This is a genomic window from Sphingomonas sp. FW306-1B-B10E (assembly GCF_058782005.1).
The window spans coordinates 24,411-45,075 of sequence record NZ_JBYSXG010000024.1 but is presented as its reverse complement, the minus strand read 5'-3'; the positions used below and the strand labels follow the sequence as shown (position 1 = coordinate 45,075).

General features: G+C 67.1%; 17 protein-coding genes. 8 read left to right on the top strand and 9 right to left on the bottom strand.

Annotated features, from left to right (window positions below; genetic code table 11):
• The first annotated feature begins 429 nt into the window (after positions 1-429).
• The 3 genes from uvrB to AC3WJI_RS11260 all read left to right on the top strand — a co-directional run bounded on the left by uvrB (position 430) and on the right by AC3WJI_RS11260 (position 3,749).
• Positions 430-2,625: an excinuclease ABC subunit UvrB gene (gene uvrB / locus AC3WJI_RS11270; RefSeq protein ID WP_492757363.1), complete on the top strand. Its 2,196-nt coding sequence runs from the start codon at positions 430-432 to the stop codon at positions 2,623-2,625.
• A 124-nt stretch (positions 2,626-2,749) separates the two neighbouring features.
• Entirely contained in the window at positions 2,750-3,175 is a 426-nt protein-coding gene (locus tag AC3WJI_RS11265) for a hemerythrin domain-containing protein (protein WP_492757362.1), read from the top strand.
• Between the two features lie 43 nt (positions 3,176-3,218).
• Entirely contained in the window at positions 3,219-3,749 is a 531-nt protein-coding gene (locus AC3WJI_RS11260) for a hypothetical protein (RefSeq protein WP_492757361.1), read from the top strand.
• A 453-nt stretch (positions 3,750-4,202) separates the two neighbouring features.
• Here the strand turns inward: AC3WJI_RS11260 and AC3WJI_RS11255 are convergent, their stop codons facing one another.
• Genes AC3WJI_RS11255 through AC3WJI_RS11240 form a run of 4 tightly spaced genes read right to left on the bottom strand, consistent with a single transcriptional unit; the run spans position 4,203 to position 11,068 of the window.
• Positions 4,203-6,290, bottom strand: coding sequence for a tetratricopeptide repeat protein (locus AC3WJI_RS11255; RefSeq protein ID WP_492757360.1), 2,088 nt, complete (start codon positions 6,288-6,290; stop codon positions 4,203-4,205).
• Complete coding sequence (gene prsR / locus AC3WJI_RS11250) at positions 6,274-7,626, bottom strand: PEP-CTERM-box response regulator transcription factor (protein WP_492757359.1); 1,353 nt, start codon at positions 7,624-7,626, stop codon at positions 6,274-6,276. The genes AC3WJI_RS11255 and prsR overlap by 17 nt, the downstream gene beginning before the upstream one ends.
• Positions 7,623-9,680: an XrtA/PEP-CTERM system histidine kinase PrsK gene (gene prsK, locus AC3WJI_RS11245; protein WP_492757358.1), complete on the bottom strand. Its 2,058-nt coding sequence runs from the start codon at positions 9,678-9,680 to the stop codon at positions 7,623-7,625. The genes prsR and prsK overlap by 4 nt, the downstream gene beginning before the upstream one ends.
• Complete coding sequence (locus AC3WJI_RS11240; RefSeq protein ID WP_492757357.1) at positions 9,680-11,068, bottom strand: TIGR03013 family XrtA/PEP-CTERM system glycosyltransferase; 1,389 nt, start codon at positions 11,066-11,068, stop codon at positions 9,680-9,682. The genes prsK and AC3WJI_RS11240 overlap by 1 nt, the downstream gene beginning before the upstream one ends.
• Before the next feature lie 167 nt (positions 11,069-11,235).
• Between AC3WJI_RS11240 and AC3WJI_RS11235 the strand changes: the two genes are divergently transcribed.
• Together AC3WJI_RS11235 and AC3WJI_RS11230 are read left to right on the top strand one after the other, a co-directional pair.
• Positions 11,236-12,291, top strand: a complete 1,056-nt coding sequence (locus AC3WJI_RS11235; protein WP_492757356.1) for a mannose-1-phosphate guanylyltransferase/mannose-6-phosphate isomerase — start codon at positions 11,236-11,238, stop codon at positions 12,289-12,291.
• Complete coding sequence (locus tag AC3WJI_RS11230) at positions 12,291-12,623, top strand: HNH endonuclease (RefSeq protein WP_492757355.1); 333 nt, start codon at positions 12,291-12,293, stop codon at positions 12,621-12,623. Before AC3WJI_RS11235 ends, AC3WJI_RS11230 begins: the two co-directional genes overlap by 1 nt.
• Here AC3WJI_RS11230 and pepF read toward each other — a convergent pair.
• The 5 genes from pepF to AC3WJI_RS11205 all read right to left on the bottom strand — a co-directional run bounded on the left by pepF (position 12,620) and on the right by AC3WJI_RS11205 (position 17,310).
• Complete coding sequence (gene pepF / locus AC3WJI_RS11225) at positions 12,620-14,485, bottom strand: oligoendopeptidase F (protein ID WP_492757354.1); 1,866 nt, start codon at positions 14,483-14,485, stop codon at positions 12,620-12,622. The genes AC3WJI_RS11230 and pepF overlap by 4 nt on opposite strands.
• A gap of 94 nt (positions 14,486-14,579) precedes the next feature.
• Positions 14,580-14,789: a hypothetical protein gene (locus AC3WJI_RS11220; RefSeq protein ID WP_492757353.1), complete on the bottom strand. Its 210-nt coding sequence runs from the start codon at positions 14,787-14,789 to the stop codon at positions 14,580-14,582.
• Between the two features lie 260 nt (positions 14,790-15,049).
• The gene (gene groL / locus AC3WJI_RS11215; protein WP_492757352.1) at positions 15,050-16,693 is read right to left on the bottom strand and encodes a chaperonin GroEL; all 1,644 of its coding nucleotides are present in this window, start codon (positions 16,691-16,693) and stop codon (positions 15,050-15,052) included.
• Between the two features lie 53 nt (positions 16,694-16,746).
• Entirely contained in the window at positions 16,747-17,034 is a 288-nt protein-coding gene (groES, locus tag AC3WJI_RS11210) for a co-chaperone GroES (protein WP_492757351.1), read from the bottom strand.
• A gap of 57 nt (positions 17,035-17,091) precedes the next feature.
• On the bottom strand, positions 17,092-17,310 hold the full coding sequence (locus AC3WJI_RS11205; protein WP_492757350.1) for a hypothetical protein: 219 nt from the start codon (positions 17,308-17,310) through the stop codon (positions 17,092-17,094).
• Between AC3WJI_RS11205 and AC3WJI_RS11200 the strand changes: the two genes are divergently transcribed.
• From AC3WJI_RS11200 to AC3WJI_RS11190, 3 genes are all read left to right on the top strand, one after another.
• Positions 17,309-18,100, top strand: coding sequence for a DUF2189 domain-containing protein (locus tag AC3WJI_RS11200; protein WP_492757349.1), 792 nt, complete (start codon positions 17,309-17,311; stop codon positions 18,098-18,100). The two genes, AC3WJI_RS11205 and AC3WJI_RS11200, sit on opposite strands and share 2 nt — an antisense overlap.
• A gap of 93 nt (positions 18,101-18,193) precedes the next feature.
• Entirely contained in the window at positions 18,194-20,092 is a 1,899-nt protein-coding gene (sppA, locus tag AC3WJI_RS11195) for a signal peptide peptidase SppA (protein ID WP_492757348.1), read from the top strand.
• Positions 20,089-20,652 carry a GNAT family N-acetyltransferase gene (locus AC3WJI_RS11190; protein ID WP_492757347.1) on the top strand — a complete coding sequence of 188 codons (564 nt, stop codon included), beginning with the start codon at positions 20,089-20,091 and terminating at the stop codon, positions 20,650-20,652. Before sppA ends, AC3WJI_RS11190 begins: the two co-directional genes overlap by 4 nt.
• Positions 20,653-20,665: the final 13 nt, after the last annotated feature.

Here is a 20,665-nt window from a genome sequence, read left to right as displayed (position 1 = left end):
ATAAATCCCCTCCCGACAGTGACGGTAGCCGACGCTAAAGATAAATGGAACGCGCGCATTGCCGATGCGTGCGGTGAGACGGACAATCTCGCACTAGCAAAATAGGAGTTGATCTGCTTTTGTTCTTGCGATGAACAAGCAGCCTAAAACCAGCGCTCAAATCAGCGACGCGCCAGCGTTGCGAAGGAGGCGCGTGCCTGCGCGTTCCCGAGGCGCCGGCGTCGCGCACCTGTCGCGCCGCTGGCGCCTTCTTGGCGCGTCGATGTGACGCGAGAGGCGCGCTGGTGTAGCGTCGCGGGTGCGAACCCGGCGCGAAGCCGTCGCGTCCTAGGTGCGTTCAGTGCAAAACCGCGCACAACGCGCAACTTTGACAACTTCGCCCCCGCCGAACGGGTTTGCGTCGCACCCTAGAGGACCCATATCCAGGCCATGGTCATCCAGATCCGCACCAATCTCGCCGAGCCCGATACCGGCGACACTTTCATCCCGCATCGCCCCAGCCGCCCCGAGAAGAGCGAGGGCGGCAAGCGCTTCAAGCTGGTCAGCGACTATCAGCCCTCGGGCGATCAGCGTTTCGCGATCCCCGAATTGGTCGAGCAGGCCAGGAACGGCGAGCGCGACCAGGTGCTGCTCGGGGTCACCGGTTCGGGCAAGACCTATACGATGGCCAAGGTCATCGAGGAGCTACAGCGCCCCGCGCTGATCCTCGCGCCGAACAAGATCCTCGCCGCGCAGCTCTATGGCGAGTTCAAGAGCTTCTTCCCCGAGAATGCGGTCGAATATTTCGTCTCTTATTACGATTACTACCAGCCCGAGGCGTACGTCCCCCGCTCGGACACCTACATCGAGAAGGAAAGCTCGGTGAACGAGGCGATCGACCGGATGCGGCATTCCGCGACGCGCTCGCTGCTCGAACGCGACGACGTGATCATCGTCGCCTCGGTGTCGTGCCTCTACGGCATCGGCTCGGTCGAGACCTACAGCGCGATGATCTTCGACCTCAAAAAGGGCCAGGTCGTCGACCAGCGCGAGATCATCCGCAAGCTCGTCGCGCTCCAGTACAAGCGCAACGACCAGGCGTTCGCGCGCGGCAATTTCCGCGTCCGCGGCGACAGCCTCGAAATCTTCCCGTCGCATTATGAGGACACCGCGTGGCGGATTTCCTTCTTCGGCGACGATATCGAATCGATCACCGAATTCGATCCGCTGACCGGCGCCAAGGTGGCGAACCTCGATTATGTCCGCGTCTTCGCCAACTCGCATTATGTGACGCCGGGACCGACGCTCAAGCAGGCGATGGGTGCGATCAAGCATGAGCTCGAGGAGCGGCTCAAGGAGCTGGAGGCCGAGGGCAAGTTGCTCGAGCACCAAAGGCTAGAGCAGCGCACCAATTTCGATCTGGAGATGATCGCCGCGACCGGCAGCTGCGCCGGCATCGAGAATTACAGCCGCTTCCTCACCGGCCGCATGCCCGGCGAGCCGCCGCCCACTCTGTTCGAATATCTGCCCGAGAATGCGTTGCTCTTCGTCGACGAGAGCCACCAGACGATCGGCCAGATCAACGGCATGTCGCGCGGCGACCACAAGCGCAAGATCACCTTGGCGGAGTACGGCTTCCGCCTGCCCTCGGCGATCGACAACCGGCCGCTGCGCTTCAACGAATGGGACGCGATGCGCCCGCAGACCACTTATGTCTCGGCGACCCCGGGCGGGTGGGAGATGGAGCAGTCGGGCGGCGTGTTCGTCGAGCAGGTCATCCGCCCGACCGGGCTGATCGACCCGCCGGTCGAGATCAAGCCGGTCGAGGAACAGGTCCAGGACCTGATCCAGGAGTGCAAGAAGACCACGGCGCTCGGCTATCGCACGCTGGTGACCACCTTGACCAAGCGCATGGCCGAGGACCTGACCGAGTACATGCACGAGGCGGGATTGAAGGTCCGCTACATGCACTCGGACACCGAGACGCTCGAGCGCATCGAGCTGATCCGCGATTTGCGGATGGGCGTGTACGACGTGCTGATCGGGATCAACCTGCTGCGCGAGGGGCTCGACATTCCCGAGTGTGGCCTCGTCGCGATCCTCGACGCCGACAAGGAGGGCTTTCTGCGCTCCGAGACCTCGCTGATCCAGACGATCGGCCGCGCCGCGCGCAACGTCGAGGGGCGCGTGATCCTCTATGCCGACCGGATGACCGGCAGCATGGAGCGCGCGCTCGCCGAGACCGGGCGGCGGCGCGAGAAGCAGCAGCAGTATAATCTCGAGCACGGCATCACGCCGGCAACGGTCAAGAAGAATATCGGCGACATCATCGCGCATGTCGCGTCGAAGGACGGCGTGCTGGTCGAGATCGACGAGGACCGGCCGCACATGGTCGGGCACAATCTCCGCGCCTATATCGAGGAGCTCGAGAAGAAGATGCGCGACGCCGCCGCCAATCTCGAATTCGAGGAGGCTGGACGGCTGCGCGACGAGATCCGCGGGCTCGAAGCAGAGGAGCTCGGGCTGCCGCCGGGCGAGCACAAGGCGCCGATCATGGGGCGCAGCAACGAAGGCAAGCCCGGCACGCGCAAGACGCGCTACGGTAAACAGACCAAGACGCGGTTCGGCGGAGGGCGCGGCCGCTGAGTCATGCAAGGCAAATCATAATATGCGAATGGTGCTCCGTAATCACACGCTATGGGAAGTCCACGGACTGACTGTCCTATGGGCGCCGTGTTTCTGGTGAGGTGCAGATCCAGGAGATGCGTTGGTGATTCGAAGTCTTTGCGCAGAACATCGCGCCCTCGAGGCCCAGGCTGCGCAATTGCTCGCGATCGTCGGCGCGGCGGTGCCCGATACCGCCTCGGTCGCGGCGATGCGCTGGCAGATGGCGCAGGCGCTGCGCGATCACTGCGCCCGCGAGGACCGGCTGATCTACGATCGGCTGCTCGCCTCGGGCGACGCGGTCGCCACCGATCTGGCCTGGCTGTACCGTAAGGAACACGGCCTGCTCGCCGCGGCCTTCGCCAATTACATGGCGGCTTGGCCGGTCGACCGGATCGGGCGGGAGTGGGAGCGTTTCGGCGCCGAGACGCGCGTCCTGCTCGCCGACCTCGCCAATCGGATCGTGCGCGAGGAAGAAGTGCTCTACGTCCATCTCGAGCGAGTCGCCGCGCTCCAGCGGGCGGCCGCCTGATCCGCGGTTGAGGCTGCGGGGGACTTACCCCATAAGGCGCGGCATGCGTCGTTTCACCCTGTTCGCCAGCACAGCTTTGGGCGTCTCGTCGCTCGCCGGCTGCGTCGCCCCCAGCGCACCCCCGCCGCGGCCCGCGCCGCCGGTCGTGGTTCCGGCGCCCACGCCGCCGCCGCCTGCCCCGCCGCCGCGCAGCGCCGATTGGCGCGACTGGCCGCTGACGCCGGGGACGTGGAGCTGGCGGTCCGAAGGGCAGGGCAGCGTCGCCGCCTTCGGCCTGCCCGGCCAGGCGCCCGAATTGTCGCTGCGCTGCGAGCGTGGCCGCGGCATCGTCCTGACCCGGCGCGGCCTCGCCTCCGCCCCCAATGTCGTCGTGCGCACCACCAGCGTGGCGCGGACGCTCGCCCTCACTCCCATGACGACGGGCCCGGCGGCGACGCTCGGCGTGCGCGACGCGCTGGTCGATGCGATGGGGTATAGCCGCGGACGGTTCTTGATCGAAGGCGGCGGCATGCCCACCCTGGTCGTACCCGCCTGGGCCGAGATTCTGCGCGTGGCGGAAGATTGCCGCGGTTGAGTCGCGGCGCGGTGCGCGTGCGGCGAACCACAGAACTCTAAGAATCGCACCATCTTTGCTGCAAAACAAGACTTGTTCTGCGATTCCGAATGATTCAAGATTCGGTCGTGGCGATAAGCCACGCTCGTTTCTTCAACTAGCGAAAGGAGGTGATCCGATGTCTCATGGTTCAGCAATGGGGTCGGTTCAGTTCGTTCGGGAGACGCGCCGCTGAGTTGAAGGCGCGGACGGAAGCCCTCCGTCCGTAGATGCGCGGGAGGTATCCTCCTCCAGTCAACGCGCATCGACCTTCACGCAGCGGCCCGCATGGTCTCCCGGGCTGGAACTCTCCGGCCGCTGACCATGTCGGAGGTCGCCGGGACCCCTGATGGGGCCCGGCGGCCTCTTTCATTTTGAGGGCAGCCCGTTCCGCTCTGATCGCTGGCGGCCCGCTAACGGGCGAAGATGTCGGGCCTAGCCGGATTGCCCCGCAAGCACGGCGGCGGCGGCGCGTTCGGTGAACCGCGGATCGGCGAGCGCGGCCAGGGCTTGTTGACGGGCTTCGGCCTGGTGGCCGAGATCGGCATAGGCTTGCGCGAGGTGCCAGCGCAGCCCGGCGTGGCGGGGCGCGAGCACGACGGCCTTCTGGAGCAATTCGATCGCCGCCTGCGCGTCGCCGCTGCGATACAGCGCCCAGCCATAGGCGTCCGCCACCACCGGGTTCGCCGGCGCAAGGGCGTAGGCCGCTTCGCCGAACTCCAGCGCGGAATCCGTCTCGCCCGCGGCCGAATAGGCGACCGCGAGATCGGCATCGAGGGCGGCGTCGCCATCGCCGATGCGGCTGCGCAGCAGCTCGAGCGTGTTGATCGCGGCGTCGTGATCGCCCGCGGTGAGCTGCCATTCGCCTGACAGACGCAGCGCCACCGCGTTGACCGGGTTCTGCGACAGGAACAATGCGAGGACATTGGCCGCGTCGGCGCGGCGATCGGCGCGATCGAGCGCCTCGACCAGCCGCAGCATCGTCGCTTCGTCGAAGCGAAGATCGGCGGCGCTGCGATAGGCGCTCGCCGCATCGGCGAAGCGGTTCATGAGCATCAGCGTGTCGCCGACGAGCAGGTGCGCGGCGGGAACTCCGGGATAGCGCGCGGCCATGTCCTGCGCCTTGGCAAGTGCGCCGGCGGCGTCGCCCTGGCCGATCAGCGCACGGATCAGCGGGACGGTCGCGCTCGCGTCGCCGGGGCGCTGATCGGCGTCGGCGGCCAGCACCTTGGCGCTATCGTCGGCGGAGAAGGCGTCGGACTTGCCAGACACCGGCCAGCTGGCGCGATCGAGCAACTGCGCAGCGGCGGCGCGGTCGCCGATACGCTCGAGGCCGCGTGCCGCCAGCGTCAGCGCATAGCTGTCGGCATCGCCGCGCTCGATCACCGGGCGGAGCAGGTCGATCGCGTTGCGCGCCGAATCGGTTCGCAGCAGCGCAACCGCGAGCAGCTTGCGCGCCGCGAGGTTCATCGGCTGGTTGGCGACGAGCGGGCGCAATTTGTCCATCGCCTGCTCGTAATCGGCCGCCTGGATGTCGAGCGCGCCGCCGAGCAGCAGCGCGGCAGGGATGGCGCTGATGCCGCCGCCCGCCTGCTCGAGCAGGCCGCGCGCCAGATCGCCGTCACCAGCGCGTGCCGCGATCACTGCCTGCAGATACAGCGCCTGTACACCCGCCGGCCGTACCGCCAGCGCGCGCCGCGTCGCCGCGAGCGAATCGATCGTCCGCCCGACGTCACCCAGGGTCGCGGCATATTCGATTAGCGCGCCATAATCGCTCGGGTCGCGCTGCAGCGCGGCCTCGAACCAGGGCAGCGCAGCAACCAGCCCGAACTGGCTGCGTACCATCTCGCCGCGCAACACCAGCGCATCGAGATTGCCCGGATCGAGCTTCACGGCCTGTTGCGCGGCCTGGATCGCGCCGAGCACGTCGCCGGCGTCCAATTTTATCCGGCCCGCGTCGGCCCAAAGATCGGCGTCGCCGGGGCCAACGCGAAGCGCGTCGTCGATCGTGGCGAAGCTTTCGGGCAGTTTGCCCAGCGCCGCGAGCGCGCGGGCACGGATGCGGAGTGCATAAGCCCGGAATTGCGGATCGGCCTTGGCGGCCGCGGCGAGTGCCTTTTCCTCCTGGCCTTGGAGCAGCAGGGCATGCGCGCGCAGATGCGCGAGCTGCTGTACCTTGTAGCCGGCATCCGCGGCGCGCTGGAGCTCGGCCTCGGCACTGACCCCGTCGTCGAGCGCGAGCATCGTCCGCGCGAGAAGCAGATGCGCCTGGGCATTGTCCGGATCGGCGCGGACGGCGATAAGCGCCTGCGCGCGCGCGGCGGTGGCGTTGTGCGCGCCGAGCAGCCTGTCGCCACTCTCGACGGCTTGCTGCGCCGCCGCCGGATCGAGCCGCGCCGGCGAAAGCGTGAGCCCGGCCACGACCACGAGTACGAAGACGGCGGCCGCGCCGCCGATCACGATCAGGCGGCGGAGCGCCGGCTTGCGCCGAGCGGTGCGGCGGCGTCTACGGCTGGAGGTCATAGGCCTTCATCAGGTCGTATAGAGTGGGACGGCTGATCCCGAGCAGCCGCGCGGTGCCTGAGATATTGCCCTCCGCGCGGGCAAGCGCGTGGCGGATCGCCTTGCGGTCGGCCAGCTCGCGCGCGGCCTTGAGGTTGATCGGGATCGGATCGGCCTTGTCGGCAAGATCGAGATCGGCGGCGGTGACCATCTTGCCCTCGGCCATGATGGTCGCACGCTTCACGCGGTTCTCGAGCTCGCGAACATTGCCCGGCCAGTTCCACGCATCGATCGCTGCGAGCGCGTCGGGCGCGAAGCTCCTGGCGCCGGTGCTCATCTGTGCGGCGTATTTCTGGAGGAAATGGCGCGCGAGCAGTCCGGCATCGCCTGGGCGTTCGGCGAGGGAGGGGATGCGGATCACGATTTCGGCGAGCCGATAATAGAGATCCTCGCGGAAGCGGCCTTCGGCGACCATCGCGTCCAGGTCCTGGTGGGTCGCGCAGACCACGCGGGTGTCGACCGCGATCGGCTTGCGGCTGCCGATCCGCTCGATCACGCGCTCCTGGAGGAAGCGCAGCAATTTGACCTGGAGCGGCAGCGGCACGTCGCCGATCTCGTCGAGGAACAAGGTGCCACCCTGCGCCAGCTCGATCTTGCCCTCGGTGGTCTTGACCGCGCCGGTGAACGCGCCCTTTTCGTGGCCGAACAACTCGCTCTCGAGCAGGGTCTCGGGAATCGCCGCGCAATTGATCGCGACGAACGCGCCCTTCTTGCGCGCCGAAGCCTCGTGCAGCCCGCGCGCGAGCAGTTCCTTGCCCGTGCCGCTCGCGCCGAGCAGCATCACCGACACGTCGGCCCCGGCGACACGCTCGATCGTGCGGGTGACCTTGAGCATCTCGGGCGCGCCGGTGATCATCCCGCCGAGCACCGCACCGGCCTCGGCGCGTTCGGCGAGGCGGCGATTCTCGGCCTCGAGCGCGTGAACATGGAACGCGCGCGCGACGATCAGCCCGAGCGCGTCGATGTCGATCGGTTTCTGGTAGAAGTCCCAGGCGCCCAGCGAGATCGCCTTGAGCATCGATTCATGCGCACCGTGGCCCGAGGCGACGATCACCTTGGTGTCGGGGCGCAGCTTGAGGATCGTCCCCAGCGTCGCGAAGCCTTCGGTGGTGCCGTCGGGGTCGGGCGGCAGGCCGAGATCGAGCGTCACCACCTGCGGCTCCTCGGCGCGGACGACGGCGATCGCCTCCTCGCGATTGGCCGCGGTGTGGATCTCATAGCCTTCATAGGCCCAGCGCAGCTGGCGCTGCAGCCCGGCATCGTCCTCGACGATCAGCAGCTTCTTCATGTCGGTCATGCGGCGCGCTCCCGCGGCAGATCGGCGGCGTGCGCGGCGTTGAGGATCACGCGGAAGCGCGTGCCCTCACCCTCGCGCGAAGTGACTTCGATCCGGCCGCCCATCGCCGCGGCTAGCTGGCGCGCCTCGAATGCGCCGATGCCGAAGCCGCCGGGCTTGGACGAGACGAACGGCTTGAACAATTTGTCGCGCACGAAGGCGGCGGACATCCCACAGCCGCGATCGACCACCTCGATCGCGACATGGACGCCGTCGGCGCTGACCGCCAGGTCGATGGGCGAGTCGGCGGGACTAGCCTCGATCGCGTTCTGGACCAGATGGTTGAGCAATTGCTCGAGCGTCGTCGGATCGGCATGCGCGACGGCGCTGCCGGCGCCGGTGATCGTGATCGGATGGTGACGCTGCCGCGCGGCGGCGACGCGTCGGACCACGTCGAGAACCTCCATCGCATGTGGCGCCTCGCTCCGCCCGCGATGATGCTGCGAGAGGCGCGCGAGCAGGGCGTTCATGCGCTCGGCCGAATCCTGGAGCGTCGCGATCATGTCGGCGCGGAACTCGGGCTTGTCGGCGTGGCGCTCGGCATTGCGCGCGGTTAGGGTCAGCTGGCTCACCAGGTTCTTGATGTCGTGGAGGATGAACGCGAAGCGGCGGTTGAACTCGTCGAAGCGCTGCGCGTCGGCCAGTGCCTCCTGCGCACGCGCCTCCGCCAAATAGCTCGCCACTTGGCGGCCGGCGACCTTGAGCAGGTCGAAATCCTCCCAGTCGAGCGCGCGGTCGAGCGGCGGGCGGGCGAGCAGGATCGCGCCCGCGAGACTGCCGAGATGCGGCAAGGGCACGAGCACCCAGGCGCTCGCGATTTCGAGCATCGAAGGCGGGATGGCGGCGGCGTCCGGGCCGTTGGGCTCTCGACGCACGCGATCGAGCTCGACGATACGGCCGGTGCCGGCCAGATGAGCGGCGAGCGCCGGATCGCCGACGCCGGGCAGCTTGCTGCGGTCCCAGTTCCAGCTGGCACCGGGCTCGAGTCCCGCACCGTCGGGCACCAGCAGCAGGCCGGCGGGGGATTCGGTGAGGTCGGCAATCGCCTTGACGATGCGCTCGTCGAGCGGCGCCGCGCCTTCGGGCGCGCCGAGCGTGTCGGTGAAGCGCATCCATTCGGCGCGATAATCGTAGCGATGCCGGAACAAGTGCTTGGCGAGCTTGACCTTGGTCCAGGCGCGCAGCCAGCCGTTGGAGACCAAGGTGAGGATCGCGGCAGTCGATCCGAGCACGAACGCGGTCTGGAACACGCGCGCATTGCTTCCGCCGACCGTGGCGAGCGCGCTGGTGGCGAGCGCGAGCAATGCGAAATAGGCGCCGATCGCGACCAGCGACAGCGACTGATAGGCGACCGCGCGCGAGACCTGGACGTTGAGCTCGCCCTTGCGCTGCAGCGCGGTGATCATCGCGAGGGCGACTGCGATCATCGCGACGCCGCGCGCCGCGATCGACTGGAGATGCGGCTGCGCGCCGAGATATTCGGTGCAGAACAATGCGAAATCGGCGAACCACAGCCCCGCCAGCGCCGCTACGATCCAGCGCAATGCGCCGCCAGCGGCCGGGTTGAGCGCCGAATGCAGCGCCTGCATCAGCACCAGCGCCGCGACGGCGACGAGCATGCGCAGCAGCAGCACCGCACTCTCGACCGGCTCGGTCGGCGCAAGACCGTCGGCGATCGCGATCATGTGGAGAATCAAGGCGCCGATGGCCACCAATGCAACCACGCCATAGACAGTGCCGAGCGCCAGCGGCGGACGGACATTGGCGTCGCGCCGGTGCAGCGTGACCATGAAGCCGAGCCAGCTCAGGTTGCGCAGCGTCTCGAAGACGCGCGTCACCATCTCGCCTGCGCCGATCCCGGCCACGGCGAGCGCCCAGAGCGCCGTGAGCGCCAGCGCGGCGGCGAGGGGGCGGCGCGGCAGCCCGCTGGTGGGCGCGCGGATCGTCCACAGGGTCAGTCCGCCGAACAGCAACGCCGCAAAGGCGTGGCTCCACAGGATGAGCGTCGCGGTCATCACCGCGCGCCTTCGGGAAACAGCACGACGCGAATCGTCTGGAGCAGGATCAGCAGGTCGAGGAACGGCGAATAGTTCTTGGCGTAGAACAGGTCGTATTCGAGCTTCTGGCGGCTGTCCTCGATCGAAGCGCCATAGGGATAGTTGATCTGCGCCCAGCCGGTGATGCCGGGCTTCACCATGTGGCGCTCGGCATAATAAGGCAGCTTCTGCTCGAGATCCTCGACGAATTGCGGGCGCTCGGGGCGCGGCCCGACAAAGCTCATCTCGCCCTTGAGCACGCTCCAGCATTGCGGCAGCTCGTCGACGCGGATTTTCCGAATGATCCGGCCGATCCGGGTGATGCGCGGATCGTCCTTCTCCGCCCAGATCGCCTGGCCCCCCACTTCGGCGTCCTGGCGCATCGAGCGCAACTTGATGACGTCGAAGCCGACGCCGTAGAGGCCGACGCGGCGCTGGCGGTAGAATGCCGGGCCCTTGCTCTCGAGCTTGATGGCGATCGCAGTGACCAGCACCAGCGGGAGCGTCAGGACCAGCAGGACGAGGCTGGCGGCGATGTCGAACAGCCGCTTGAACGCGCTGGAGACCATCCGTCCCGACGAGAAGCCGTCGGAAAAGATCAGCCAGCTGGGATTGACGCTGTCGAGGTCGACGCGACCGGTCTCGCGTTCGAGGAAGGTCGAAGTGTCGTTGACATGGACGCCGGTGGTCTTGATCCGCAGCAGGTCCTTGAGCGGCAGCGCATTGCGGCGCTCTTCCAGCGCGAGCACAACTTCGCTGGCGTTGAGCAGTTCGACATGGTCGGCGAGATTGTAGATGGCGTCACGCGCGATCGCCTCGGGAATGACGCGATTGGCTTCGCTCATCGCGACATAGCCGACCACTGCGAAGCCGGCGCCCGGCGCCTTGGCCAGAGCCTTGAGGCGCGCGGCGCGCGGGCCGGCACCGAGCACGACGATGCGTCGCTTGAATGCCTGGCTGCCGAGCGTCTTGCCGAGGAGGATGCGCAGGAAGATCAGCAGCACCACCGACATGCCCATCGCGTAGAGCAGGTTCGAGCGCCAGAAGCTGATCTCGGGGATCAGGAAATAGAGCACGCTGAGGCAAAGCACGCCGAGCGAGATTGCCACGATCAATCGCGCCGTAGCATAGCGCAGCGACTGAAGCGCATCGGCGCCATAGACTCCGACCGAGATCATCGAGACCTCGACGAAGGCCATGTAGCTGAGCAATTGCGGCAGCCGATCGGTCATCGGCGTGGTGGCCATGTCGAGCTGCTGCGCGCGCAAGATCCAGCCGAGCTCGCCGGCCGCGAGCAGCAGGACGAGATCGAGCAGGCCGAGCAGCAGCACGGCATTGGGCACGTAATGCTTGAACAGGCGGATCATGACCCCGCCAGGATTAAGGGCTAAGTGTAAACAAACCCGACACGCATCGATCGGCATCGAGAATTCGCCGGATCGGCTTGGGCCGACGCAACCGTTTCGCTTCCACATCGTTTCAACAGGCGGGGCAACTACCTATATCCACGGCCTAAACCAGGGAACCAATCGTCATGCCGGAAGCGAAGCCGATCATCCCCGTCATCCTCTCCGGAGGATCGGGTACCCGGCTGTGGCCGATGTCGCGCGCCGAGATGCCCAAGCAGCTGCTGTCGCTCACCGCCGAGGAGACGATGCTTCAGCTTACCGCGCGCCGCGCCGCGGGCGAGAAGTTCGATGCGCCGATCGTCGTCGCCAATGCCTTCCATGCCGACATGGTCGAGGAACAGCTCGCCGCCGCGAATAGCGAGGCCAAGGCGCTGGTGCTCGAGCCGGTCGGCCGCAACACCGCGCCGGCGATCGCGCTCGCCGCCATCGCTGCGGGCGGCGGCGCCGAACCGCTGCTGGTGATGCCGTCGGATCACGTCATCGGCGACGTCGACGCGTTCCACGCCGCGATCCACGCCGCGCTGCCACTGGTCGAGCAGGGCTGGCTGGTAACGTTCGGGATCACCGCCGACGCGGCGGAGACCGGCTATGGCTGGATCAAGGTCGGCGAAGCGGTTGGCGAGGGCGTGCACCGGGTCGAGCGCTTCGTCGAAAAGCCGCCGCGCGACAAGGCGGAGGCGATGCTCGCCGAAGGCGGGCATACCTGGAACGGCGGCATCTTCTTGTTCCGCGCCGACGTCTATCTGGGCGCGCTGGCGAGCTATGCCCCCGAGATGCTGCACGCGGCGCAGCAGGCGATGGACAAGGGCCGCCGCGAGGGCACGCGGATCTGGCCCGATGCCGACGCCTTCGCGGCAAGCCCGTCGGATTCGATCGACTATGCGGTGATGGAGAAAGCGCCGCAGGTGGCGGTGGTGCCGGTGACGATGGGCTGGAGCGACGTCGGCAGCTGGGATGCGCTGCACGCGATCAGCCATGCCGATGAGGGCGGCAACGTCGTCCGCGGCGACGCGGTGGTGATCGAATCGAAGAATTGCCTCGTCCGCGCCGAGAATGGCCGGCGCGTGGCGCTGGTCGGTGTCGAGGACCTGATCGTGGTCGCGGCGGGCGACGACATCCTGGTGCTGCCGCGCGGCCGCAGCCAGGAAGTCAAAAAGATTATCGAGGCGATGAAGCACTGATGGGCGGGCGAGTGCGGCGCAAGGCCGCGCTCGCGGCGGTGGCGGCAAGAGCCGTTGCTGCACCTCCGGTCTGTGCCTTGTGCGATCGGCCGCTCGGCGCACGGACCGAATGGCACCATGTCGTGCCCAAGAGCGAGGGCGGGCGCGATACGGTGCCGCTGCATCCGATCTGCCATCGGATCATCCACGCCACCGCGTCGAATGCCGAGCTGGCGCGGCTCTATCCGACGCTCGACGCCCTGCGCGCGCGCGACGACATCCGCCGCTTCGTCACGTGGATCGCGGACAAGCCGCCCGATTTCCACGCGCCGACGCGGCGGAAGTTAGACTAAGCGAGCAGCGCCTCGGCCTGATCCAGCGTGTCCTTCATCGCCGCGACCAGCGCCTGATATGGTGCGGGCGAGGCCATATCGAGACCGGCGCGCTTGAGGATGTCGACCGGATAGTCGGACCCGCCAGCCTTGAGCACCGACAGGTAATTGTCGCGCTCCTTCGGCCCGCCCTTGAGGATCGCCTGCGCGAACCACGTCGCCGCCGAGATGCAGGTGGCGTACTGGTAGACGTAGAAGCTGTTGTAGAAGTGCGGAATGAACGCCCATTCGTTGCCATAGGCGGGTTCGAGCTTCATGTTCGGGCCGTGATAGCGCTTGAGCAGGTCGAAATAGACGCTGGTGAACTTGGCGCCCGACAGGCCTTCGCCCGCCTCGGCCATATCGTGCGCCTTCAATTCGAACTCGGCGAACATCGTCTGGCGATAGAAGGTGCCGCGGAAATTCTCCATCTGCTGGCCGAGATAGAAGAGCTTCTCTACCTTTGTCTTGGCGTTCTTGAGCATGTGCGCGACGAGCAATTGCTCGTTCAGCGTCGAGGCGATCTCGGCGAGGAAGATCGGATAGTCCGCCTTCTCATAGGGCTGGCTGGCATTGGCGATCAGCGAGTGGAGTGCGTGGCCCCATTCGTGGGCATAAGTGCTCAGTCCGTCATATTTATCGCTGAGATTGAGCAGCAGATAGGGGTGCACTTCATAGGCGCCGGGGTTCATGTACGCGCCGGGGCTCTTGCCCGGGCGCGGCCACGGATCCATCCATTTCGCCGCGGTCGCCTTGGCGATGCGTCCCTGATAGTCGGGGCCGAGCGGCTTCACCGCCTCGAGCGTCGTCGCGCGCATCTGGTCGAGCGTGAACGGGCGATCGAGCGACACCAGAGGCGGGTAGATGTCCCAATAGCCGAGATCGGGCAGCTTGAGCATCCGCCGGCGCAGCTCAAAATAGCGATGGAGCTGGGGCAGCCCCTTGTTCGCCTCGGCCACCAGGGTGCGGTATACGGCCTCCGGGATGTTCGAGCCCGACAGCGCGCTGGCGAGCGCGGTGGGGTATTTACGCGCCTTGGCGTAGAAGATGTCGCTCTTGACCTTGGCATTGTAGGTCGCGCCGAACGAGTTCTGGAACTTGCCGTGCGCGGCCCAGAAGGCGTCGAACACTGCCTTGCGGTCGGCGCGGTCGGGGGCGTCGCGATTGAGGGTGTAGCCCTGGCTGTCGAGCCGGACTTCCTTGCCGGTCGACAGCCGAATCGTCGGCCAGGGGATGTCCGACGAGCGGAGCTGTCCGGCGATCTCGCCCGGCGCCTGGAGCGGCGCGCCGGCGCTGGCAAGAATCCCCTCGCTCTCCGGCGTCAGCGTGTGCTCGGCGTGGCGGACGATGTTGGCGAGATAATAATCGAACCGGGTCTTGAGCCGGGGGTCGGCGGCGACGAAGCCGTCGATCCTGGGCTTGCCGACCGCGAGGATCTCTGGGGCGAACCAGGCCGTGGCCTCGCCGAACGCGGTGTAGAGGTCGACCGCCTGCGCCTGCTTCTCCTGATAGGCGGCGACGCGGACGTCCTCGTCGCCCTTGAGGCCGACATAGGTGTAGATGCGCGCGATCGTCTTGCCGAGATCGGACTGGAGCACGAGCGCGTCGGCCAGCACCGCGGCGCTCTCGCCGAGGCGGCCCTTATATTTGGCGAGGCCCGGGAGCGCCGCCAGCGCGCTCTTACGCGCTTCGTCCCACGCGGCGTCGCTCGGATAGATTTCGGTCAGGTCCCATGCGGCACCGGCGTTGGCCTGCGCGGCGCCCTGCGCCCAGGCGGGCAGGGCGGTGGCGAGAGTCGCGAAGGCGCCGGCGCTCAGCGCTTCGCGGCGGGACAATTCGGTCATTCAGGCTTCCCCGGAAGGCGCGCCGCGGCGCGGCGCAAGGTTGGAAGCCGCCAATCTGTCGCGCTTTTCCAAGCAAGGAAAGCGCTTTGTCGCCTCAGGAAGCCAGCGCGTCCTTGCGCGCATCGCGATATTCGGCGCGCGAAATCACCACCCAGTCGCGCTTGGCACGGCGCCGCATCGGCGTTCCACAGAAACGGCACTTGCTGACGAAGCGCTCTTCGGCACCGGAACGCTCGATATGCTTTTCGGAACGCTCGTGCTTGCCGCTGAAGCAGCGCAACCGGCCCGGAATCCAAGTGAACACTCTATTCGATCCCCCTCAACTTCACCGGCCAAGTTCCTGATCGGGATCGGAAGGTCAAGGCGCGGACGTCGTATCGGTCGCAACATTCATCGCAAAAAGCAGAAGGGCCGGGGTTGCCCCGGCCCTTCGCATTGGTTCGATCAGGGCGCGCGGGCAAAGTCCGCGCTGGACGTCGACGGGTTCGACGGCGCTGCCGCCGACCCGCCGTCCGGATCGAAAACGAGTCCCGAACCAGCGCGGCTGGTTCAGGCCGTTCCCGATCAGAAGTCCATGCCGCCCATGCCGCCCATGCCGCCGCCCATTGCGGGCATTGCAGGCTTGTCTTCCGGAAGCTCGCTCACCGCCGCTTCGGTGGTGATGAGCAGGCCGGCGACCGAGGCTGCGTTCTGGAGCGCGGTGCGGACGACCTTGGTCGGGTCGATCACGCCGGCCGAGACCAGGTTCTCATAGGTGTCGGTCGAGGCGTTGAAGCCGAACGAGGTGTCCGACTGATCGAGCAGCTTGCCCGACACGACGGCGCCGTCATGGCCGGCGTTCGAGGCGATCTGGCGGACCAGCGCAGTCAGCGAGCGGCGAACGATGTCGACGCCGCGGGTCTGGTCCTCATTGGCGCCCTCGACGCCGTCGAGCACCTTGGTCGCGTAGAGAAGCGCCGTGCCGCCACCGGGAACGATGCCCTCTTCGACCGCAGCCCGGGTCGCGTGCAGCGCGTCGTCGACGCGGTCCTTGCGCTCCTTGACCTCGACTTCCGAAGCGCCGCCGACCTTGATCACGGCAACGCCGCCGGCGAGCTTGGCGAGACGCTCCTGGAGCTTCTCACGGTCGTAATCGCTGGTGGTGTTCTCGATCTGCTGACGGATCGCGTCGGTGCGGCCCTTGATCGCATCGGCTTCACCCGCACCGTCGACGATGGTGGTGTTGTCCTTGTCGATCGAGACGCGCTTGGCGGTGCCGAGCATGCCCAGGGTAACCGACTCGAGCTTGATGCCGAGATCTTCCGAGATCACTTCACCCTTGGTGAGGACGGCGATGTCCTCGAGCATCGCCTTGCGGCGATCGCCGAAGCCCGGCGCCTTGACCGCTGCGACCTTGAGGCCGCCGCGCAGCTTGTTGACGACGAGCGTGGCCAGGGCCTCGCCCTCGATGTCCTCGGCGATGATCAGCAGCGGACGGCCCGACTGGACGACCGCTTCGAGGATCGGCAGCATCGCCTGCAGGTTGCTGAGCTTCTTCTCGTGGATCAGGATGTAGGGGTCGTTGAGCTCGACCGTCATCTTGTCCGGGTTGGTGATGAAGTAGGGCGAGAGATAGCCACGGTCGAACTGCATGCCCTCGACGACGTCGAGCTCGAATTCGAGACCCTTCGCCTCTTCAACGGTGATCACGCCTTCCTTGCCGACCTTCTCCATCGCCTCGGCGATCTTCTCGCCGACTTCCTTGTCGCCATTGGCCGAGATGATGCCGACCTGGGCGACTTCCGACGAGCCCGAGACGGGCTTCGAGCGGGCCTTCACGTCCTCGACGACCTTGGCGACCGCGAGATCGATGCCGCGCTTGAGGTCCATCGGATTCATGCCGGCGGCGACCGACTTCATGCCCTCGCGGACGATTGCTTGCGCCAGAACGGTGGCGGTGGTGGTGCCGTCACCGGCGACGTCGTTGGTCTTCGACGCGACTTCGCGGACCATCTGCGCGCCCATGTTCTCGAACTTGTCCTTGAGTTCGATTTCCTTGGCGACGGTGACGCCGTCCTTGGTGATGCGCGGAGCGCCGAACGACTTGTCGATCACGACGTTGCGGCCCTTCGGCCCCAGCGTGACCTTGACTGCGTCGGCGAGGATGTCGACGCCGCGCAGGATGCGCTCACGCGCGTCGCGGCTGAATTTCACGTCCTTGGCTGCCATGTTGGCTACCCTTTCAAAATTGGAAGTTTAGAAAGTTGCGGTCTTGGCGAGGTTCAGCCGACGATCCCGAGGATGTCGGATTCCTTCATGATGAGGAGGTCCTCACCGCCCACCTTGACCTCGGTGCCCGACCACTTGCCGAACAGGATGCGGTCGCCGGCCTTGACGTCGAGCGGAGTCACCTTGCCGTCCTCGGCCTTGGTGCCGGTGCCGACGGCGACGACTTCGCCTTCCTGCGGCTTTTCCTTGGCTGTGTCGGGGATGATGATCCCGCCGGCGGTCTTTTCCTCGGCTTCGACACGACGGACGAGCACGCGGTCATGCAACGGACGAAAGCTCATTGCGCTGCGATCCTCTACTTGGGTTGAACAGGGTTTAGCACTCACTTTGGATGAGTGCTAACGCTCGGGGATATGCGTAGGGCGGCCGCTTTCGTCAACGGGGTTGCGGTGGAATCTTTGACGGTCGGATTCGAGCGCTTTGCGATGATGCGTTCGGCCGGCCAGCTCTCCTGCGAAAGCAGGAGGTGCTGCATCGCGAGCAATGATAGATCCGTTGTCGTGCAGCTGGAACAGGCGTACAATATCGCCGCCGGGGATATCGAGGGAGCGCGTCATGACTGTCGCTCGTATCGACGCTGCCGAACGGCCTGCCGAGGCATTCGAAGTCCGCACCATTGCCGTTGCCGATCTCCGCGACTCGTTGCGCGAAGGTTGGGCCGACTTCCTAGAGCATCGCGGCGACCTGCTGTTCGTCGGGATCCTCTATCCGCTCGTCGGCTTCGCCGCTGCCGCATTCGCGCTGCAGGACTCGCTGGTGCCACTGTTCTTCCCGCTCGCCGCGGGCGTCGGCCTGATGGGCCCCGCGGTGGCGGGCGGATTCTACGAACTGGCGCGCCGCCGCGAACTGGGATTGGAATCGGGCTGGTCGCATTTCCTCGATGTCGTCCGTCGGCCGTCCTTCGACGCCTTCCTGGCCGTGGCGGCGGTCCTGCTGGTGCTGTTCTTCGCGTGGCTGGCGGTCGCCGCCGGGCTCTATGTCGCGCTGATGGGCGTGGCAGCGCCGGCGAACCTCGCGGCGTTCCTGACCCGGCTGTTCACCACGCCCGAGGGCTGGGCGCTGGTCGTGCTCGGCAATCTCGCCGGGCTGGCCTTTTCGGCGGCGGTGCTGACGATCAGCGTGGTGGCGATGCCGATGCTCGTCGACAAGGACGTCGACGCGCGCACCGCGATCCACGTCTCGCGCCTCGCGGTCATGGCCAACAAGGGCGTGATGCTGCGCTGGGGACTCCTGGTCGCGGCGCTGCTGGTGATCGGGTCGATCCCGTTCTTCGTCGGGCTCGCGGTGGTGCTGCCGGTGCTCGGCTATGCCACCTGGCACCTTTATACCAAGCTCGTCCGCCGCTGATTTCACGCTCCTGTATTGGCGAAATAACACACGGCCGTTTACTCGACCTGCGCCATCCGGTAGCAGAAGCGCGCAATCGAGGAGCGGTGCCAAGTGAAACTGGTTCGGGGCGCGTGGAAAATTCTGGTCGGGATCAAGGACTTCCTCGTCCTTGCTCTGCTACTCATGTTCTTCGCGGGGCTGTTCGCCTTGCTGTCGTTCAAGCCGAACCGGGCCGTGGTGAGCGACGGCGCGCTGGTCGTCGCGCTCGACGGGACACTGGTCGAGCAGGCCGAGGAGGCGGATCCGCTCGCCGGTGTCGGCGGCGGGCAGGTGACCAAGCAGCACCGCCTGCGCGACGTGCTGCGCGCGCTGGAGACCGCGCGCAGCGATCCGCGCGTCAAGGCAGTAGTGCTCGATCTCGACCGGTTCATGGGCGGCTATCCCGCGGCGGTGAGCGAAGTCGCGGCCGCCGTGGGCAAGGTCCGCGCGAGCGGCAAGCCGGTGCTCGCTTACGCCACCGGCTATACCGACAAGAGCTATACGCTGGCCGCCAATGCCAGCGAGATCTGGGTGAATCCGCTGGGCGGCACCTTGTTTGCCGGGCCGGGCGGGACGCAGCTTTATTACAAGGGGCTGATGGACAAGCTCGGCGTCAATGCGCACGTCTACAAGGTCGGCAAGTTCAAGTCCGCGGTCGAGCCCTATATCCGCACCGACATGTCGCCCGAGGCGCGCGCGGCCAATGACGCGCTGTATGGCGCGCTGTTCACCCAGTGGCGCGAGGCGGTGGCCAAGGCGCGGCCCAAGGCGCGGATCGCCGACTATATGGCGCAGCCTGATGCCGTGGTGGTCGGCGCGCGCGGCGACATCGCCGCGGCGAACCTGTCCTACGGGCTGGTCGACAAGGTCGGCGACCGGCTGGCGTTCGGCAAGCGCGTCGCCGAGATCGCGGGCACGCCGGCGGGCAAGCCCGCGGGCAATTTCAAGACGATCAAGCTCGCCGACTGGATCGCGGCCAACCCGGCACCGGCGGGCGGCGACGCGATCGGGGTGATCACCGTCGCCGGCGAGATCGTCGACGGCAAGGCTGGGCCGGGAATGGCCGGCGGCGACACGGTGAGCGGGCTGCTGCTCAAGGGGCTCGCCGAGAAAAAATTGAAGGCCTTAGTGGTCCGCGTCGACTCGCCCGGCGGTTCGGCGATGGCGTCGGAGCAGATCCGCCAGGCGATCCTGCAGGCCAAGGCGCAGGGGCTGCCGGTGGTGGTGTCGATGGGCAGCCTGGCGGCGAGCGGGGGCTATTGGGTGTCGACCGCGGGCGACACGATCTTCGCCGAACCCGACACGATCACCGGATCGATCGGCATCTTCGGCATCCTGCCGTCGTTCGAGAACAGCCTCGCCAAGATCGGCGTGACCACCGATGGCGTGCGGACCACGCCGCTGAGCGGCCAGCCCGACGTGATGGGCGGGATCAACCCGGTGACCGACCGGATCCTGCAGGCCGCGATCGAGGCGGGCTATGGCCGCTTCGTCAACCTCGTCGCGCAGGCGCGCAAGCTGCCGCCGCAGCGCGTCGACGAGATCGGGCAGGGCCGGGTGTGGATCGGCGGGGTGGCGCACCAGTTGCGGCTGGTCGATCGCTTCGGCGGGATCGACGCGGCGATCGCCGAGGCGGCGCGGCGCGCGAAGCTCGATCCGGGCAAGGTCCACGCGGAATATCTCGAAAAGGCGCCGAGCGCGTGGATGCAGCTGGTCGCTTCGGTGATCGGCGGCAGCGGCGACGAGGAGGACGGCGATTGGGCGGACCAGCCCGGCGGCGCCGACCTCTATGCGCGGATCGCGGGCGAGCGGCGCGCACTGCTCGGCCAGGCGCTCGGCGATGCGCGGCGGCTGGCGCTCGGCGGCTCGGTGCAGGCGCGGTGCCTCGAATGCATGGCGATGGGGCCGGCGGTGGTGCGGGCCGAGGACAAGAGCCTGCTCGACCTGATGATCGCGAGGATCGGCCTGTGATCGCGATCCGCGCAGCGACGCCCGAGGATGCGGGCGCGATCGCGGCGATCTATGCGCCGCACGTGCTGACCGGCACCGCATCGTTCGAGATCGACCCGCCCGACGCCCGCGCGATGCGGACGCGGATGGCGGCGAGCGACGGGCTCTATCCGTGGATGGTTGCGACCACCGGGGGCGAGACCGACGGCGGCGTCATCGGCTATGCCTATGCCAGCAAGTTCCGCGATCGGCCGGCCTATCGCTATGTCTGCGAGACCTCGATCTATTTGACCGAGACCTCGAGCGGGTCGGGCGTCGGGCGGCTGCTCTATGCCGCGCTGATCGATACGCTGCGCGCGCAGGGCTTCGTCCATGCGATCGGCGCGATCACGCTGCCCAACGACCGCTCGATCCGGCTGCACGAGGCGGTCGGGTTCCGCCGCGCGGGCGTGTACCGCGAAGTCGGGTTCAAGCACGGCCAGTGGATCGATGTCGGCTTCTGGCAATGCGAGCTCAACGAACCGAGCGTGCCGCCCGTCGAGCCGCGCCCGTTCAGCGCGATCGGCGTGGTGCGTAGCTGAGCCGGACGTTAGG

What these genes read in the sequence shown, in the direction of transcription:
- AC3WJI_RS11205 (WP_492757350.1), bottom strand. Translation starts at nt 17,310, where the DNA reads ATGACGCGCTCCCTCGATATCCCCGGCGGCGATATTGTACGCCTGTTC.
- AC3WJI_RS11235 (WP_492757356.1), top strand. Translation starts at nt 11,236, where the DNA reads ATGCCGGAAGCGAAGCCGATCATCCCCGTCATCCTCTCCGGAGGATCG.
- AC3WJI_RS11255 (WP_492757360.1), bottom strand. Translation starts at nt 6,290, where the DNA reads ATGACCTCCAGCCGTAGACGCCGCCGCACCGCTCGGCGCAAGCCGGCG.
- AC3WJI_RS11240 (WP_492757357.1), bottom strand. Translation starts at nt 11,068, where the DNA reads ATGATCCGCCTGTTCAAGCATTACGTGCCCAATGCCGTGCTGCTGCTC.
- AC3WJI_RS11260 (WP_492757361.1), top strand. Translation starts at nt 3,219, where the DNA reads ATGCGTCGTTTCACCCTGTTCGCCAGCACAGCTTTGGGCGTCTCGTCG.
- prsR (WP_492757359.1), bottom strand. Translation starts at nt 7,626, where the DNA reads ATGACCGACATGAAGAAGCTGCTGATCGTCGAGGACGATGCCGGGCTG.
- pepF (WP_492757354.1), bottom strand. Translation starts at nt 14,485, where the DNA reads ATGACCGAATTGTCCCGCCGCGAAGCGCTGAGCGCCGGCGCCTTCGCG.
- prsK (WP_492757358.1), bottom strand. Translation starts at nt 9,680, where the DNA reads ATGACCGCGACGCTCATCCTGTGGAGCCACGCCTTTGCGGCGTTGCTG.
- AC3WJI_RS11200 (WP_492757349.1), top strand. Translation starts at nt 17,309, where the DNA reads ATGACTGTCGCTCGTATCGACGCTGCCGAACGGCCTGCCGAGGCATTC.
- groES (WP_492757351.1), bottom strand. Translation starts at nt 17,034, where the DNA reads ATGAGCTTTCGTCCGTTGCATGACCGCGTGCTCGTCCGTCGTGTCGAA.
- groL (WP_492757352.1), bottom strand. Translation starts at nt 16,693, where the DNA reads ATGGCAGCCAAGGACGTGAAATTCAGCCGCGACGCGCGTGAGCGCATC.
- uvrB (WP_492757363.1), top strand. Translation starts at nt 430, where the DNA reads ATGGTCATCCAGATCCGCACCAATCTCGCCGAGCCCGATACCGGCGAC.
- AC3WJI_RS11230 (WP_492757355.1), top strand. Translation starts at nt 12,291, where the DNA reads ATGGGCGGGCGAGTGCGGCGCAAGGCCGCGCTCGCGGCGGTGGCGGCA.